Raw genomic sequence first — 14,218 nt, 5'->3', positions numbered from 1 at the left:
CAAGGTACGAGCCGTAGAAGCACGCAGCATCCAAACGTAAAACGAACGACAAGGAGACACCGTGAACGCTTCTCGCCCCAGCCGTCTTGCTGTATGCATCGCCTCGCTCTTCAGTATCTGTGCGCCCACGCTTGCGCTCGCGCAGGTCAAGATCGGCCTCGTGCTTTCGCTCACGGGCCCGGCCGCCTCGCTCGGCATTCCCGCACGCGACACCGCCGCGATGTTCCCCACCGAGATCGCGGGCCAGAAAGTCCAGTACGTCGTGCTCGACGACGCCTCCGACACGACCCAGGCCGTACAGGACACGAAGAAACTCATCGACGAACAGCATGTCGACGCGATCATCGGCTCGTCGATCACACCCAACTCGCTCGCGATGCTCGACGTGATCGCGCAAGGCGAGACGCCCACGATCTCGCTCGCATCGTCGGCGAAGATCATCGAGCCCGTCGACGACAAGCGCCACTGGATGTTCAAGACGCCGCAAACCGACGCGATGATGGCCGGTGCGATCCTGGAGCACGCAGCCGCGCACAACGTGAAGACGCTCGCCTATATCGGCCAGGCCGACGCGCTCGGCGAGACGTTTTATGCCGAGATCGCGAAGGCCGCGCAGCAGCACGACATCAAGCTGGTCGCGAACGAACGCTTCAATCGCACCGATCCGAGCGTGACGGGGCAGGTCCTGAAGATCGTCGCGGCGCATCCCGACGCGGTCGTGGTCGGCGCGGCCGGCACGCCCGCCGCGCTGCCGCCGAAGGCGCTCAAGGAGCGCGGCTACAAGGGCGTCATCTATCACAACCACGGCGTGGGCAACCGCGACTTCCTGCGCGTGTGCGGCGCCGACTGCAACGGCACCTTCCTGCCCGCAAGCCAGGTGCTCGTAGCCGCGCAACTGCCCGAGGACCAGCCCGGCCGGCGCCTCGCGCTCGACTATATTTCGCGTTACGAAGCCCGTAACGGCGCGGGCACCGTGTCGGCGTTCGGCGCGTACACGTGGGACGCGGGACTCCTGCTGCAGAACGCGATACCCGTCGCGCTCAAGTCGGCTGCGCCTGGCACGCCCGCATTTCGCCACGCGCTGCGCGACGCACTCGAAGCAACGCACGGGCTGCATGACACCAATGGCGTCGTCAACATGAGCGCCACCGATCACCTCGGCCTCGACGCGCGAGCGCGCGTGATGGTCGAGATCCGCGACGGCAAGTGGGTGTATCAGCCGCACTGATGAGCGGCACTGCCATCGCTTTCACGTAATCAGCAATCCGAAGCAAAGGAGGTCCGCGCATGAACGATCCTTTTTATGCCCACTATCAGGCTCTGCGCGTGCGCCGGCACGAACACGGCATCGTCGAGATCGTGATGAGCGGCGAGGGCGCGAACAAGAGCAGTCTGGCGACCGCCGACGCCAACATGCACCGTGAACTCGCCGAGATCTGGCGCGACGTGGACCGCGATCCCGACGCGCGCGTCGCCGTGATTCGCGGCGAGGGCAAGGGCTTTTCGGCGGGCGGCGACCTGCAGCTCGTCGAGGACATGGCTACGCATTTCGACGTGCGCGCACGCGTGTGGCGCGAGGCGCGCGACCTCGTCTACAACGTCATCAACTGCGGCAAGCCGATCGTCTCGGCGATGCACGGTCCGGCGGTGGGCGCGGGGCTCGTCGCGGGACTGCTGGCCGACATTTCCATCGCCACGAAAACGGCGCGCATCATCGATGGCCATACGCGCCTCGGCGTTGCGGCGGGCGACCACGCGGCGATCGTGTGGCCGCTGTTGTGCGGCATGGCGAAGGCGAAGTATTACCTGCTGCTGTGCGAGCCGGTGAGCGGCGAGGAGGCGGAACGCATCGGCCTCGTTTCGCTCGCCGTGGACGAGAACGACCTGCTGCCGAAGGCGTTCGAAGTGGCGAAGCGCCTCGCCAACGGTTCGCAAACCGCGGTGCGCTGGACCAAGTACGCGCTCAACAACTGGCTGCGCATGGCGGGGCCGACCTTCGACACGTCGCTTGCGCTCGAATTCATGGGCTTTGCGGGACCCGACGTGCGCGAGGGCGTGCAGTCGCTGCGCGAGCGGCGCGCGCCGGATTTTCCGGGCGGCGATCCATTCTGACGCATTTTGGTTCGTGCTTTCTGCCGATTTCTGCTTTTACGCGCGCTATCATCGAAGAGATCGTTTCGTGCCGCCCACGCGCGCGCATTTGACCACCTATCTATGCGAGGGAGTTCCGCATGACCGACTCAGCAGGCACCATGCCGCCGTTCCCGGGCTTTCCAGGCTTTCCGCCCGCCGAAATGCTCGACCAGATGTGGGGGATGATGCGCCTCACGCCGTTCGGCGGCGCGTTCCCGGGGGGCGAGCCGGGCGTGGCGCAAGCCTTTGGCCCGCCGCTTTCGATGATGACCGACATGATGACGCCGCTCACCAACATCGAGGAACTCGACAAGCGCATCACCGATCTGCGCGCCGTCGAGCAGTGGCTCAAGCTCAATCTCGGTATGTTGCAGTCCGCCATCCAGGCGCTCGAGGTACAGCGCGCCACGCTCACCACGCTGCGTGCGTTCGGCGCGTTCGCGCAGGCGCAGATGACCCCGACGCACGCCGAATCCGAAGCGCCGAGAACGGGTGCCGCGCGCGAGCGGGCCGCCGAGCCGGATGCCGCGAACGCAGGCACAGCACCCGAGGGCGCGGCATCCGCGCCGCCGGGCTTCGACGCGGGTTCGTGGTGGAATCTCGTGCAGGCGCAGTTCAACCAGCTCGCGCAATTCGCGATGGCGCAGCCCGCCGCCGCGGCGCAGGCCGCGCAAGCGGCTGCCGAAGCGGTGACCGAGGTGCAGGCGAAGACCGAAGCCGCCACGGCGAAACGCAGCAGTACCGCCAAGCGGAGCAGCAACACCGGCAACGGCAATGGCAACAGCGGCGGCGCGGGCCGCAGCGCGCCGCGCGGCGCGAAGAAGGCGCCAGCACAGCCGGAATAAGGCGCGCGGCGTCACGTCACGAAGAACCGTCCCGCGGGACGCAACAGAAAGGCAACAGCAGGGCAACCGCGGGACAAAAGCTGAACAACAACGGGGAGCGTCGGCATCATGCGGCTTGCGCTCGTGATGATGGGCGGCGGCGCGCGTGCGGCCTACCAGGCCGGCGCCTTGCGCGCGCTTGCGGAACTGGCCGGCCAGGCCGAGCCGGCGCGCCGTGCCATGCCCTTCACGGTGATCTGCGGCACCTCGGCTGGCGCGATCAATGCCACCTCGATCGCGAGTCACGCCGACCAGTTCGCGCACGGCGCGGCGCGCCTCGTCGACGTCTGGTCGAACATGCGTGCCAGCCAGATCTATCGCACCGACTGGCCCGGCGTCGCGGCTGCGGGCGCGCGCTGGCTCGCCGCGCTCGCGTTCGGCTGGGCCGTATCGAGCGTGGGCGCGCACGCCGCGCCACGCACCCTGTTCGACAGCACGCCGCTCGCGCGCATGCTCCCGCACGCGCTCAATTTCCATCGCATCGAACAGATGCTCGACGAGCGGCTACTCTACGCGCTCGCCGTCACGGCGCTCAGCTATTCGTCGGGGCGGCATGTCACGTTCTATCAGGCGTGCGAGCCGATTACCGCGTGGCGGCGCGCGCAGCGTACCGCGCGCATGGTCGCGCTCACGCCTGCCCATGTGCTCGCATCTGCTGCGATTCCATACGTGTTCCCGGCAGTGCGTCTCGAACTCGACGGACGTCACGAATATTTCGGCGACGGTTCGATCCGGCAGATCGCACCGCTCTCGCCGGCCATCCACTTCGGCGCGCAGCGCATCGTCGTGCTGGGCGCAGCGGCGCCCACGCCGGAGGTGCCCGCGGCGCGCCCCGACATCGACCGGTATCCGACGCTCGCGCAGATCGGCCAGCAGGTGCTCGCGAGCGTGTTCCTCGACTCGCTCGGCGCCGATATCGAGCGCATCGAGCACGTGAACCGCATGGTCCTGCAACTGCCGCACACGGTGGAGCCGGAAAGCGGCTGGCGTCATGTCGAAGTGCTCGCAATCGCGCCGAGCGAGCGTATCGAACTGATTGCCGCGCGCCACTTGCAGCAGTTGCCGCGCTCGGTGCGCATGCTGCTGGGGGCGATGGGCGGCAACCGCGCTTCGGGCGCGGCGTTCGCGAGTTATTTGCTGTTCGAGCGTGAATTCACGCGGGAATTGATCGAGCTGGGTTACCACGACACGCTCGCTCAAAGTGATGTTCTTTTGACTTGGCTCAAAGCTCCGACAGACGGCGCGATCATGGATTTCGGGGTGCGGCGGAACTGAAACATCGGCATGCTATTATTGTGTAAGGTTTTTCTGGTCATTTGTGGGAGTTGCGGGCGGCGTTGCGGCGCTTCGCCGCGCAGGTTCCGCGGCCTTGACGGGCGGGATGTCTGCCCATTGGAAAATCAGCCAGCAAGGTGTGGCAACAGGACGTCGAACGTGGGGTGCTAGAGTGCGGCATTGTGTCGCAGAGGCCCGCGGCGACGACTCGCACGCCTCGCGGGTATCGGTGGTGATCAGCGGTATCAGGCGGCCGGGTTCAAGGAACGGAGCAGCTACCCAGAATCCACGACGGCGCCTTCATTCCGGTTGGCTGGATTGTCGTGGGGCAACGCGTGTTGCGTTCGCCGGTCTGCGATTGCGTCCAGAGGGCCGGATACCGCGTAAAATTAAATGCTTTTTGCCTGCGCGGCCGCGTTGTATGCGGGCACGCGGCACGCTACGAATTCGTCATGCGCGCGTTATGCGCAGATCAGGGGCGGGACTATGAACACGATGCTTTATCCGGAACTTTACAAATCGCTCGAATCGGTCCGATGGGACATGGAAAAGGACATTCCCTGGGACAAGTTCGATGCGTCGCTCCTTACCGATGAGCAGGCCGCGACCATCAAGATGAACGCGATCACCGAATGGTCGGCGCTGCCGGCCACGGAAATGTTCCTGCGCGACAACCATCACGACAGCGACTTTTCGGCGTTCATGAGCGTGTGGTTCTTCGAGGAGCAAAAGCATTCGCTCGTGCTCATGGAATACCTGCGCCGTTTCAAGCCGGAAATGGTGCCGACCGAAGAAGAGCTGCACGCCGTGCGCTTCGAGTTCGATCCGGCGCCGCCGCTCGAAACGCTCATGCTGCACTTCTGCGGCGAAATCCGCCTGAACCACTGGTATCGCCGTGCCGCCGAATGGCACACGGAGCCGGTCATCAAGGCCATCTACGAAACGATTTCGCGCGACGAAGCGCGTCACGGCGGCGCTTATCTGCGTTACATGAAGAAGGCGCTCACCAATTTCGGCGACGTCGCGCGCGCGGCGTTCGCGAAGATCGGCGTGCTGATGGCTTCGGCGCGCCGCACCGAGAAGCCGCTGCATCCGACGAACCTGCACGTGAACCAGGCGCTGTTCCCGCGCGACACCGTGCAGTCGCGCCTGCCCGACCCGGAATGGCTCGAGCGTTGGCTCGACGAGCAGATCCGCTTCGACGACGGCTGGGAAAAGAAGGTGATCGAGCGCATTCTGCACAACCTCTCGATCCTGTTCGAGCGCACGTTCACCACGGCGCAGGAACTGAACCGCTATCGCAAGGAAGTGGTGCAGCGCCTGCAGGCCGAGCAAGGCACGCAACAGCCGGCCTGACGCGCCGGGACATCGCGCGTGCGCGCCTTTCGTGGCGCACCGCGACCGGGACGGCCCGAAGCGCTTCTCGCGTGACGGGCCGTTTTCATTGGCGCGCTCGTCGATGACTTGCTTGATTCGATCCGCGCCTATTTTTTATCCGAGCCTCATTCCATGCCCGCTACCTTCGAACGCAAGATCACGACCCGCGAGGCGCTCGCGCAACTGCGCACCTCGCTGCCCGGCCCCGTGGTGTTCACCAACGGCGTCTTCGACATCCTGCACCGCGGTCACGTCACCTATCTCGCCGATGCGAAGGCGCTGGGCGCCACGCTGATCGTCGGCGTGAATAGCGACGCTTCGGTGAAGATGCTCGGCAAGGGCGACGACCGCCCCATCAACAACGAGAACGACCGCATGGCGCTGCTGGCGGCGCTGGAGAGCGTGGACTGGGTCGTGCAGTTCGGTGAGCAGACGCCCGTCGAGCTGATCGGGGCCTTGCGCCCGGACATTCTCGTCAAGGGCGGCGACTACGACATGGACGCGCTGCCCGAGTCGGCGCTGGTGCGCGGCTGGGGCGGGCGGGCGCTCGCGATTGCCTTCGAGCACGACCGCTCCACGACGAAGCTGCTGCAGAAAGTGCGCGCGCAGGAAGGATCGAAGTAAGTTTCGACGTACGTCCGCAGCGTGCTGCGGACGATGCAAAACCGGCCGGAGGCAGGGCCGCCCATCGCTTGGGCGCGCCCGACCTCCGGCCGGTTGCGTTTTCAGTGTCGCTTACTGCGTGAGGGTCGACGCCTGCACCGACGGATCCGCCACCGGACCGCCGACGGTCGGGACGTCGGCTGATTCTGAGGGCCGGATCGCCTTCACCACGAGCCGCTCGGGGTGGATCTGCCGGTTCAGGTGCTGGGTTTCGCGCGTACCCGACGAGGGCGTCGGGCCGAACACGCCGCCAATGGCCGCAAAGGCCAGCCCGTTGGCGAGAATCAGAATGGCGATCAGCCAGCGCAGCATCGTGTGAAGCTCCTTCGAAATCGTTCGTTCAGTTTCAGGGCCAGATATGGGGCAGCGCGTGGGTCGCGCGTCTCAGGACTGCGCCGCGATGAGCGCGAGGCCCGACAGCACCAGTGCATCGTGTCGAGTATGCGGTACCTTGAGCGCCGCTGTCACTTCGGCCGCTGCGCCGCCGCTCACCACGAGCCGCACCGGCATTCTCCACGCATCCTGCAAATCGGCCCAGGCGCGCTCGATGAGCGCGGCCTGCGCGAGCGCACAGCCTGCCGAGATCGAGCTTCGCGTGTCGGTGGCGAAGGCAATGCCCGGGTGGGTAGCATTCGCCATGCCGCCGGCGACCACGGGCAGTTGCGCGGTGTGCTCGCCGAGCGAGCGCATCATCAGCGTGAAGCCCGGCGCGATCATGCCGCCCACGAACGTGCCGTCGGCGCGCAGCGCTTCGAGCGTGGTGGCCGTGCCGAATGTCGCAATCAGAAGCGGCTCGTCCGGATATGCGGCGTGTGCGCCGATCATGCCGGCCCAGCGGTCGCTGCCGAGCGCATCGGGCGTGGCATAGCTGTTCGTCACGCCGCACTGCTGCGCGCAGGCCCGCACGACGGTGCGCGAGAGCCCCGGCCAGTGCGCCTCCACCAGCGCGTCGAGGCGTTCACCGACCGCTGCGCCCGCGACGTTCGAAATCCACGCGCCAGTGGGGCGGGGCAGCGTCGCCCATTCTTCGCCACCGGCATCACGAGCGGCAGGCGTGGATTGCACGTCGTCGTCGCGCACATGATCCATCGTTCCCGCGTGCAGGCGCGACCCATCCTGCGCGACGAGCGCCCATTTGATCCGGCTGTTGCCTGCGTCGATCAGGAGGAAGGGGCCTCGGCTCATGCGCCGCTGTCCGCGAGCCGCAGCGACACGTCGCCGGCCGTAACGGTCTCGCGCCCGTTCGGCGTATCGAGGAGCAACTGGCCGCGCTCGTCCACGCCGGCCGCGGTGCCGCGCAGCAATTCCTTGCCCTGCTCGTAGATGGCGACCTCGCGGCCCGCGTATGCGTGGCACGCGTTCCAGCGCGCCTGGAAGGGCGCAAAGCCCGCCGCGCCGAAGCGTTGCAGCGCGGCTTCGAGCGCGTTGAGTTCGGCGGCGAGCGTATCGGTGAGGTTGGCGTTCGGCCACGCGCGCGAAAGCGCCGTGGGCGTCGTGCCGGGCACGACTGCCGCGCTGCCGCCGGCGGCGTTGAGCGCCTCGACCTTGGCGGCGAGCGCATCTTCGCCGCGCACGTTCGTGCCGATGCCGATCACGACCGCTGTGGCGTCGGCGGTGGTCCAGGCGGTCTCCACGAGGATTCCCACCAGCTTGTCGCCTTCGAGCAGCACGTCATTGGGCCACTTGAGCGCGATTTGTCCGGGCGCGGTCACGGGCAGCGTGCGCAGGCCGTCGACCAGCGCCGAGCCGATGGCGAGGCTCAATCCCGCAAGCCCTTCGATCGGGCGCGGCAGCACGCAGCCGATCGAGAACAGCAGCGCGTCACCGGGCTGGGCGACCCACGTACGGCCGCGGCGGCCCCGGCCGGCCGTCTGCAGATAGGCCACGCGCACGATCGGGCGCGCGAGCGCGTCGCGCTTTTGCGGCAGCGCCTTCAGGCGCGCCATGAGGTCGGCGTTGGTCGAGCCGGTTTCCTCGACGATCTCGATGGGCCAATCGTTCGCGGCCGGGCCGAACAGCGTGATCGCGCGGTTGCGGTCGATGCGCCAGTCGCCGGCGCTCGGAGTATCGGGGGTGGGGGGCGTCGCATTCATGTCTCATATTGTAGTGGCTGGGGCGCGGGTAGCAGCCCGCGACGCCGGCTTCGACCCGAAATGTGGGCAATCCACATCCCACCCACAGGCGGCCCACAGGTTATCCACGGAATCATCCACAGGGGCGAAGGTATTCGAAGGTGGCAATCGCACCGCCGATTTCCCCATAATTTGCTTAATCTTTAGGCAATTCACAGGCCGCCCACAGGCAGTCCACACGTTATCCAGAGAGTTGCCCACAGCTTGCGTCGTGTCTGAGCGCCGGCTGTGCGCTTTCGGACCGACGAAACGGGGCGCGTTCGCTACAATGTTTGCTCACCCCGTCCGTCGAGTGCTTACCCTTGAATCAAGACACGCCGCCCGGCCTTGAAGTCTCGGCCGGCACCCACGGAAAGACCGTGCGCCTGTCTGGCCAGTGGACAGCGCTCGCGCTCGCGCGCGACCGCGACCAGGGCGGCGCCGCGCGCCGTCTGCGCGCGCTCGCCGAAGAGCGCATCGGCGAATGGGACCTCTCGCGCGTGGAACGCATGGACCACGTGGGCGGCCAGGCGCTCTGGCGCGCCTGGGGCCACAAGATGCCGGCCGATCTCGTCGACCTCACGCAAACGCAGCGCGACATCTTCGAGCGCATCGCCCTGCTCGACTCCGTGCGCGAGCCGGCGGAGCGCGTCGTGCGCATCGATCCCGTCACGCAGCTCGGCCTCGCGATCTTCTCGTTCTTCGACCACCTGTACGGCGGCATCGCCATGTTCGGGCGCGTGATCCTCGATCTGCTGCTCGTGGTGCGCAAGCCCAAGGTCACGCCGTGGATCGAGATTTCGGCGAACATTTACAACGCCGGCGCGCGCGCGCTGCCCATCACGGCGCTCGTGGCGTTTCTGATCGGCATCGTGCTGTCGTACCTCTCGGCGCAGCAATTGCGCCTCTTCGGCGCGAACCAGTACATCGTCAATATCCTCGGCCTCGCGGTGATCCGCGAACTCGGGCCCGTGCTCTCGGCGATTCTCGTGGCGGGGCGCTCGGGCTCGGCCATCACCGCGCAGATCGGCGTGATGCGCGTGACCGAAGAACTCGACGCGATGCGCGTGATGGGCATCTCGCACGGCCTGCGCCTCATCCTGCCGCGGGTGATCGCGCTCGGCGTAGCGATGCCGCTGCTCGTGATCTGGACCGACATCATTGCGTTGCTAGGCGGCGCGATCGCGGCGAAGATCGTGCTGGGCATCGACATTTCGTGGTTCTTCCGCTCGCTGCCCAGCGTCGTGCCGATCGCCAACGTGTGGATCGGCCTCGGCAAAGGTGTGGCGTTCGGCATGCTGGTGGCGATCGTGGGCTGTCACTTCGGCTTTCGCATCAAGGCGAATTCTCAGAGCCTGGGCGAGGGCACGACTACGTCGGTCGTCACGTCGATCACGATTGTGATCCTCGCCGACGCCGTGTTCGCGATCCTGTTCCAGAACGTGGGGCTTTCATGAGCACGACTGGCACGACGGTTACGACGATCGAGACGAAAACGACCGGCACGATCACCACGCCGCTGCGGGAGGTCGCGCAGGATTTGCCGCTGCCGACGATCGGCGAGCCGGTGATCGAGGTGCACAACCTCTCGAAGCGCTACGGGCGCAACATCGTCCACCAGCATCTGAACCTCGAAGTTCGCCGCGGCGAGATCGTCACGCTGGTGGGCGGCTCGGGCTCGGGCAAGACCACGCTCGTGCGCCAGATCCTCGGGCTCGAGAAGCCGACCTCGGGCACGATCAAGATGTTCGGCGAAAACATTTCGACGATCGACGCCGAGCGCGCGCGCCTCATGCGCACGCGCACCGGCATGCTGTTCCAGCAAGGCGCGCTGTTCTCGTCGCTCACGGTGTTCGACAACATCGCCCAGCCCGTGCGCGAGCTCGGCAAGGTGCCGGCCGCCCTGCTGCGCGACATCGTGATGCTCAAGCTCGAAATGGTCGGGTTGCCGTGCAAGCACGCCTCGAAAATGCCTGCCGCGCTCTCGGGCGGCATGATCAAGCGCGTGGGCCTCGCGCGCGCGATTGTGCTGGAGCCGGAGCTGCTCTTTCTCGACGAGCCCACGGCCGGGCTCGACCCGCGCTCCTCCGACGAAGTGGTGGAGCTCATCAGCACGCTGCACCGGGCGTTGGGACTCACCGTCGTGCTCGTCACGCACGACCTCGACGCCATGGTCGCGCTCTCCACGCGCGTGGCGGTGCTGGCCGAGCGCAGGGTGCTCGTGGCGGCGCCCGTCGAAGAGGCGGCTAGTGTCGATCATCCGTTCATCCGCGAGTACTTTCTGGGCATGCGCGGTCGCCGCGCGCTCCAGGCGCTGCCGCCCGAGCGGCGCGCGAAGCTGCCGCCGGCGGCGCTCGCTCCCGCAGCCGTGGGGTACAAGCCGTGGTAGGGCCCGCGCACGCCGCTATCCGGCTCGATCGGCCTGACCGGCTCAACCGGCGCGCCGTGGCCGCCAAAGAAGGAAACTGACGATGGAAAACAAACCGCATGCGTTCTGGGCGGGCATGTTCACGATAGTGCTGCTCATCGTGATCGCGCTTGTCGTCATCTTCTTCAGCGCCGATCGGTCTGTGCGCGTGCCGTACGACCTCATTTCGCGCTCGAGCGTGACGGGCCTCTATCCGGACGCGGCGGTGCGTTTTCGCGGTATCGACGTGGGCAAGGTGCAGTCGATCAAGTTCGATACCCAGCATCCGGGCCAGATTCGCATTCGCATTCTCGTCGACCAGAAGGCGCCGATGACGCGCTCCACCTTCGGCTCGCTCGCGCTGCAGGGCGTGACGGGCATCGCGTTCGTGCAGCTCGACGACAACGGCGTGGACCTCTCGCCGCTGCATTCTTCGCCAGCGCGCGTGGCCGAGTTGCCGCTGCGCCCGGGCCTGCTCGACCAGCTCCAGCGCCGCGGCGACGCGCTCCTGCGCAAGCTCGACAACATTGCCGGCGACATCGACGAAATGCTCTCCGAGGACAACCGCAAGCAGGTGATGCAGGCCGTCAACAGCCTGCAGCAGGCCGCGAGCAGCGTGAACGTGCTCGCCGAGCAGCTCCAGCCCACCACGAAGCAGTTGCCGGGCGCAGTGACGGAACTGCAGCACACGCTGCAGTCGACCAACACGCTCATCACGAGCATGAACCGCCCGGACGGCCCGTTCCAGACCAACCTCAACAAGGCCGGCACGGCGGCGGCGCAGGCGGGCGCGGCGCTCACCTCGATCGACGCCTCGATCCAGGACCTGTCGGCGCGCGTGGGCTACGACACGCTGCCGCGCGTCGACTCGCTGACCGACGACGTGCGCTCGGCCATGCGCGCCGTGGACCGCGCGGCGGGCACCTTCAGCACGAGCCCGCGCAGTGTGCTGTTCGGCGGCGCGCCGCAGCCGGCGCCCGGGCCCGGCGAGCCGGGCTTTGCGTGGCCGTCCGCTGCGGGGACGAAGTAGGCCGCGCCGCTGCCTGACGGTCGTACGCGACACCATTCGATGCACTTTCGCGCGGCGCATGCGCCGCGCGCCAAAGAAGGAAACGCAATGTCACGCACATCACGCCTGCCACGATCGATGCAACGCGCCGCAGCGGCCGGCTCAGCCTGGCTGGCGGCGCTCGCGCTCGGTGCGCTCCTCGCCGCCTGCGCGAGCAATCCTGAAATCAACGAGGCTCGCTACGACCTTGGCCTGCAGTCGTCGCAGGAAGCGCCGGGCGCACAAGCCACCCCGGCGGTGCCCGGCGCGCCGGGCGCCAGGCCGCTCTTGAAGGTGCTGGCCGTGAGCGCGCCGCCGCCACTCGATAACGACGGCATCCTCTACCGGATGAATTTCGACTCGCAGCGCACGGCGCGCTACGCGAACAGCCGCTGGATGATGTCGCCCGCGCGCCTGCTCACGGAACGCCTGCGCACGTCGCTCGGCGCGCACGCAACGGTGCTCGCGGGCGGTGACGCCGTGCAGGCGCCGATGCTCAAGGTCGAACTGTACGAGTTCGAGCAGGTGTTCGAGAGCCCCACGCAAAGCGCGGGCGTGCTGGCTGCGCGCGCAACGCTCATGCAGGGCGGCAGGGTGCTGGCGCAGCGCTCGTTTGCGACGCGCGCGCCGGCGGCCACGCCGGACGCCGCGGGCGGCGTGCGCGCGCTGCAGGCGGCCAGCGACGATTTCGCGAATCAACTGGGCGCGTGGCTGAGCACGCAGTCGTTCGCGGGCACGCCTTGAGGGGCATAGAAAGGCGTCGCGCGATCGCAATGCGCGGCGTGGCATCGGGGGCAAGGGCGGGATAGCGGCATGATCGAAGCGGGACGGCTCAGGCTGCGCGCCCCGCACGGCGGGCGGCGCGGGATGGACGGCGACGAGGGTGGCCAGAGCGGTAGTCAAAGCGGAGGCCATGGCGCTGGTGACGAACGCGGTGCGATCGCCAGCGGCGACACGCCCGCATCCGCGCCATCATCACCATCGTCGTCCCCAGCCGGCGCACGCGAGCCGCTGCCGCGCCGGGCCTCGACGCTCTCGCGCCAATCGCTCGCGCTCTACACCGCGCTGATCGTCTACGGCTCGTGGTATCCGTTCTCCGGCTGGCGCTCGCTCGGCCTCAGTCCCTTCGCTTATCTCGGCGACCCATGGCCACGCTACTGGACGGTTTTCGACATCGTCACCAACGTGCTCGGCTACATGCCGTTCGGCGCGCTCGTCGTGCTCGCCGCGTGGCCGCGCTGGCGCGGCTGGCTCGCCGTGCTGCTCGCCGCCATTGCGGGCACGCTGCTCTCGGGCATCATGGAGGCCGTGCAGACCTGGCTGCCCACGCGCGTGGCATCTAATCTCGATCTCGCCTCGAATGCACTCGGCGCGTTGCTCGGCGCGCTCGTAGCGGCGCCCGCCACCGGCGCGCTGCTCGAGCGCGGCTTCCTGCGCCGTCTGCGCTTTCGCTGGTTCGAGCGCGACGCGGCCGTGCTGATGGTGCTGGCGGGGCTTTGGCCATTCGCGACGATGTACCCCACGCCGCGCCTCTTCGGCCTCGGCGAGTGGGCGCGCGCGCTCTGGCAGCGCCTCGACGGCTCGATGCAGGACGCCGTGCTCGCCTGGACGCCCGCCGCCTGGCATCTGCGCTCGCTGCCCGACATGCTCGCCGCGCGCCTGCCCGATAGCGGCTGGGAAGCGATCGTCACGACGCTGAACCTGTTTGGCGCGGCCGCGTTCGCGACGCTCCCCATGCGTTCGCGGGCGCCGCGCGCGCGGCTCGTCATCGCGCTGATCGCGGTGACGCTCGTCGTCAAGGTAGGCGCGACCTTTCTGCAGTCGCAAAGCGGGCTCATCTTCGACTGGGCGACGCCCGGGGCGCTCGCGGGCCTCGTGTGGGGCACGCTCCTCGCGTTTCTCGCCTTGCGTCTGCCGCACGCCGTGCGCGCAGCGGCGGCGACGCTCGCGCTCGCTGTGGCCCTCGTGTTCGTGAACGTGCTGCCCGTGAACCCGTATTTCGACGTCGTGCTCGCGGACTGGCGCCAGGGCCGCTACCTGCACTTCAACGGCCTCGCGCGCTGGCTCGCATGGACGTGGCCTTGGGCCGCGCTCGCGTGGACCGCGTTTTCGCTCGAACGCGCGTGGCTCGTGCGGCGCGCCGCAAAGCGCGCTCGGCACGACCGGTGAGGGCGCGGGCGCTCGCCTGAGCGTTCACGCCGCGCTCGTTATAATCGACCGAATCGCCGCGCAGCCACGCTCGCGCAACGCAATGTATTGCCGCCAAGGCGGGCCACGCGCTTTCAGCAAGCCTGCGCTCACTGCACGACACTCACCGGTG

General features: G+C 67.6%; 14 protein-coding genes. 11 read left to right on the top strand and 3 right to left on the bottom strand.

The genetic code is table 11. The annotated features are described in order from the left end of the window. Nucleotides 1-97: 97 nt before the first annotated feature. The 6 genes from E1N52_RS24765 to rfaE2 all read left to right on the top strand — a co-directional run bounded on the left by E1N52_RS24765 (nucleotide 98) and on the right by rfaE2 (nucleotide 6,293). On the top strand, nucleotides 98-1,228 hold the full coding sequence (locus E1N52_RS24765; RefSeq protein ID WP_246089210.1) for an ABC transporter substrate-binding protein: 1,131 nt from the start codon (nucleotides 98-100) through the stop codon (nucleotides 1,226-1,228). A gap of 59 nt (nucleotides 1,229-1,287) precedes the next feature. Beyond that, nucleotides 1,288-2,112 (top strand): enoyl-CoA hydratase/isomerase family protein, encoded by an 825-nt coding sequence (locus E1N52_RS24760; RefSeq protein WP_133185357.1) that lies wholly within the window; start codon nucleotides 1,288-1,290, stop codon nucleotides 2,110-2,112. A gap of 119 nt (nucleotides 2,113-2,231) precedes the next feature. Then, nucleotides 2,232-2,978 (top strand): PhaM family polyhydroxyalkanoate granule multifunctional regulatory protein, encoded by a 747-nt coding sequence (locus tag E1N52_RS24755; RefSeq protein ID WP_133185356.1) that lies wholly within the window; start codon nucleotides 2,232-2,234, stop codon nucleotides 2,976-2,978. Nucleotides 2,979-3,086: 108 nt separating this feature from the next. Continuing rightward, complete coding sequence (locus E1N52_RS24750; protein ID WP_133185355.1) at nucleotides 3,087-4,292, top strand: patatin-like phospholipase family protein; 1,206 nt, start codon at nucleotides 3,087-3,089, stop codon at nucleotides 4,290-4,292. Between the two features lie 486 nt (nucleotides 4,293-4,778). After that, nucleotides 4,779-5,648, top strand: coding sequence for a ferritin family protein (locus E1N52_RS24745; protein ID WP_133185354.1), 870 nt, complete (start codon nucleotides 4,779-4,781; stop codon nucleotides 5,646-5,648). Nucleotides 5,649-5,801: 153 nt separating this feature from the next. Then, nucleotides 5,802-6,293 (top strand): D-glycero-beta-D-manno-heptose 1-phosphate adenylyltransferase, encoded by a 492-nt coding sequence (gene rfaE2, locus E1N52_RS24740; protein ID WP_133185353.1) that lies wholly within the window; start codon nucleotides 5,802-5,804, stop codon nucleotides 6,291-6,293. Between the two features lie 111 nt (nucleotides 6,294-6,404). Here the strand turns inward: rfaE2 and E1N52_RS24735 are convergent, their stop codons facing one another. The 3 genes from E1N52_RS24735 to E1N52_RS24725 all read right to left on the bottom strand — a co-directional run bounded on the left by E1N52_RS24735 (nucleotide 6,405) and on the right by E1N52_RS24725 (nucleotide 8,425). Next, nucleotides 6,405-6,644, bottom strand: a complete 240-nt coding sequence (locus E1N52_RS24735) for a hypothetical protein (protein ID WP_133185352.1) — start codon at nucleotides 6,642-6,644, stop codon at nucleotides 6,405-6,407. A 72-nt stretch (nucleotides 6,645-6,716) separates the two neighbouring features. Beyond that, a complete protein-coding gene (locus E1N52_RS24730; RefSeq protein ID WP_133185351.1) occupies nucleotides 6,717-7,517 on the bottom strand; it encodes a type III pantothenate kinase in 801 nt (266 codons plus the stop codon). After that, nucleotides 7,514-8,425 (bottom strand): biotin--[acetyl-CoA-carboxylase] ligase, encoded by a 912-nt coding sequence (locus tag E1N52_RS24725; protein ID WP_133185350.1) that lies wholly within the window; start codon nucleotides 8,423-8,425, stop codon nucleotides 7,514-7,516. Before E1N52_RS24725 ends, E1N52_RS24730 begins: the two co-directional genes overlap by 4 nt. Before the next feature lie 341 nt (nucleotides 8,426-8,766). Between E1N52_RS24725 and E1N52_RS24720 the strand changes: the two genes are divergently transcribed. The 5 genes from E1N52_RS24720 (at nucleotide 8,767) to E1N52_RS24700 (ending at nucleotide 14,067) form a co-directional block, all read left to right on the top strand. Continuing rightward, entirely contained in the window at nucleotides 8,767-9,900 is a 1,134-nt protein-coding gene (locus E1N52_RS24720) for an MlaE family ABC transporter permease (RefSeq protein WP_133185349.1), read from the top strand. 50 nt (nucleotides 9,901-9,950) lie between these two features. Then, a complete protein-coding gene (locus tag E1N52_RS24715; RefSeq protein WP_425468130.1) occupies nucleotides 9,951-10,832 on the top strand; it encodes an ABC transporter ATP-binding protein in 882 nt (293 codons plus the stop codon). A gap of 82 nt (nucleotides 10,833-10,914) precedes the next feature. After that, on the top strand, nucleotides 10,915-11,880 hold the full coding sequence (locus tag E1N52_RS24710; RefSeq protein ID WP_133185347.1) for an MlaD family protein: 966 nt from the start codon (nucleotides 10,915-10,917) through the stop codon (nucleotides 11,878-11,880). A gap of 105 nt (nucleotides 11,881-11,985) precedes the next feature. Further along, a complete protein-coding gene (locus E1N52_RS24705) occupies nucleotides 11,986-12,642 on the top strand; it encodes an ABC-type transport auxiliary lipoprotein family protein (RefSeq protein ID WP_425468129.1) in 657 nt (218 codons plus the stop codon). Nucleotides 12,643-12,711: 69 nt separating this feature from the next. Then, nucleotides 12,712-14,067, top strand: coding sequence for a VanZ family protein (locus E1N52_RS24700; RefSeq protein WP_246089206.1), 1,356 nt, complete (start codon nucleotides 12,712-12,714; stop codon nucleotides 14,065-14,067). Nucleotides 14,068-14,218 lie beyond the last annotated feature (151 nt).

This window comes from Paraburkholderia guartelaensis, assembly GCF_004353905.1.
Lineage (GTDB): Bacteria > Pseudomonadota > Gammaproteobacteria > Burkholderiales > Burkholderiaceae > Paraburkholderia > Paraburkholderia guartelaensis.
The sequence above is the reverse complement of the archived record's forward strand: the minus strand, read 5'-3'. Positions and strand labels throughout refer to the sequence as shown.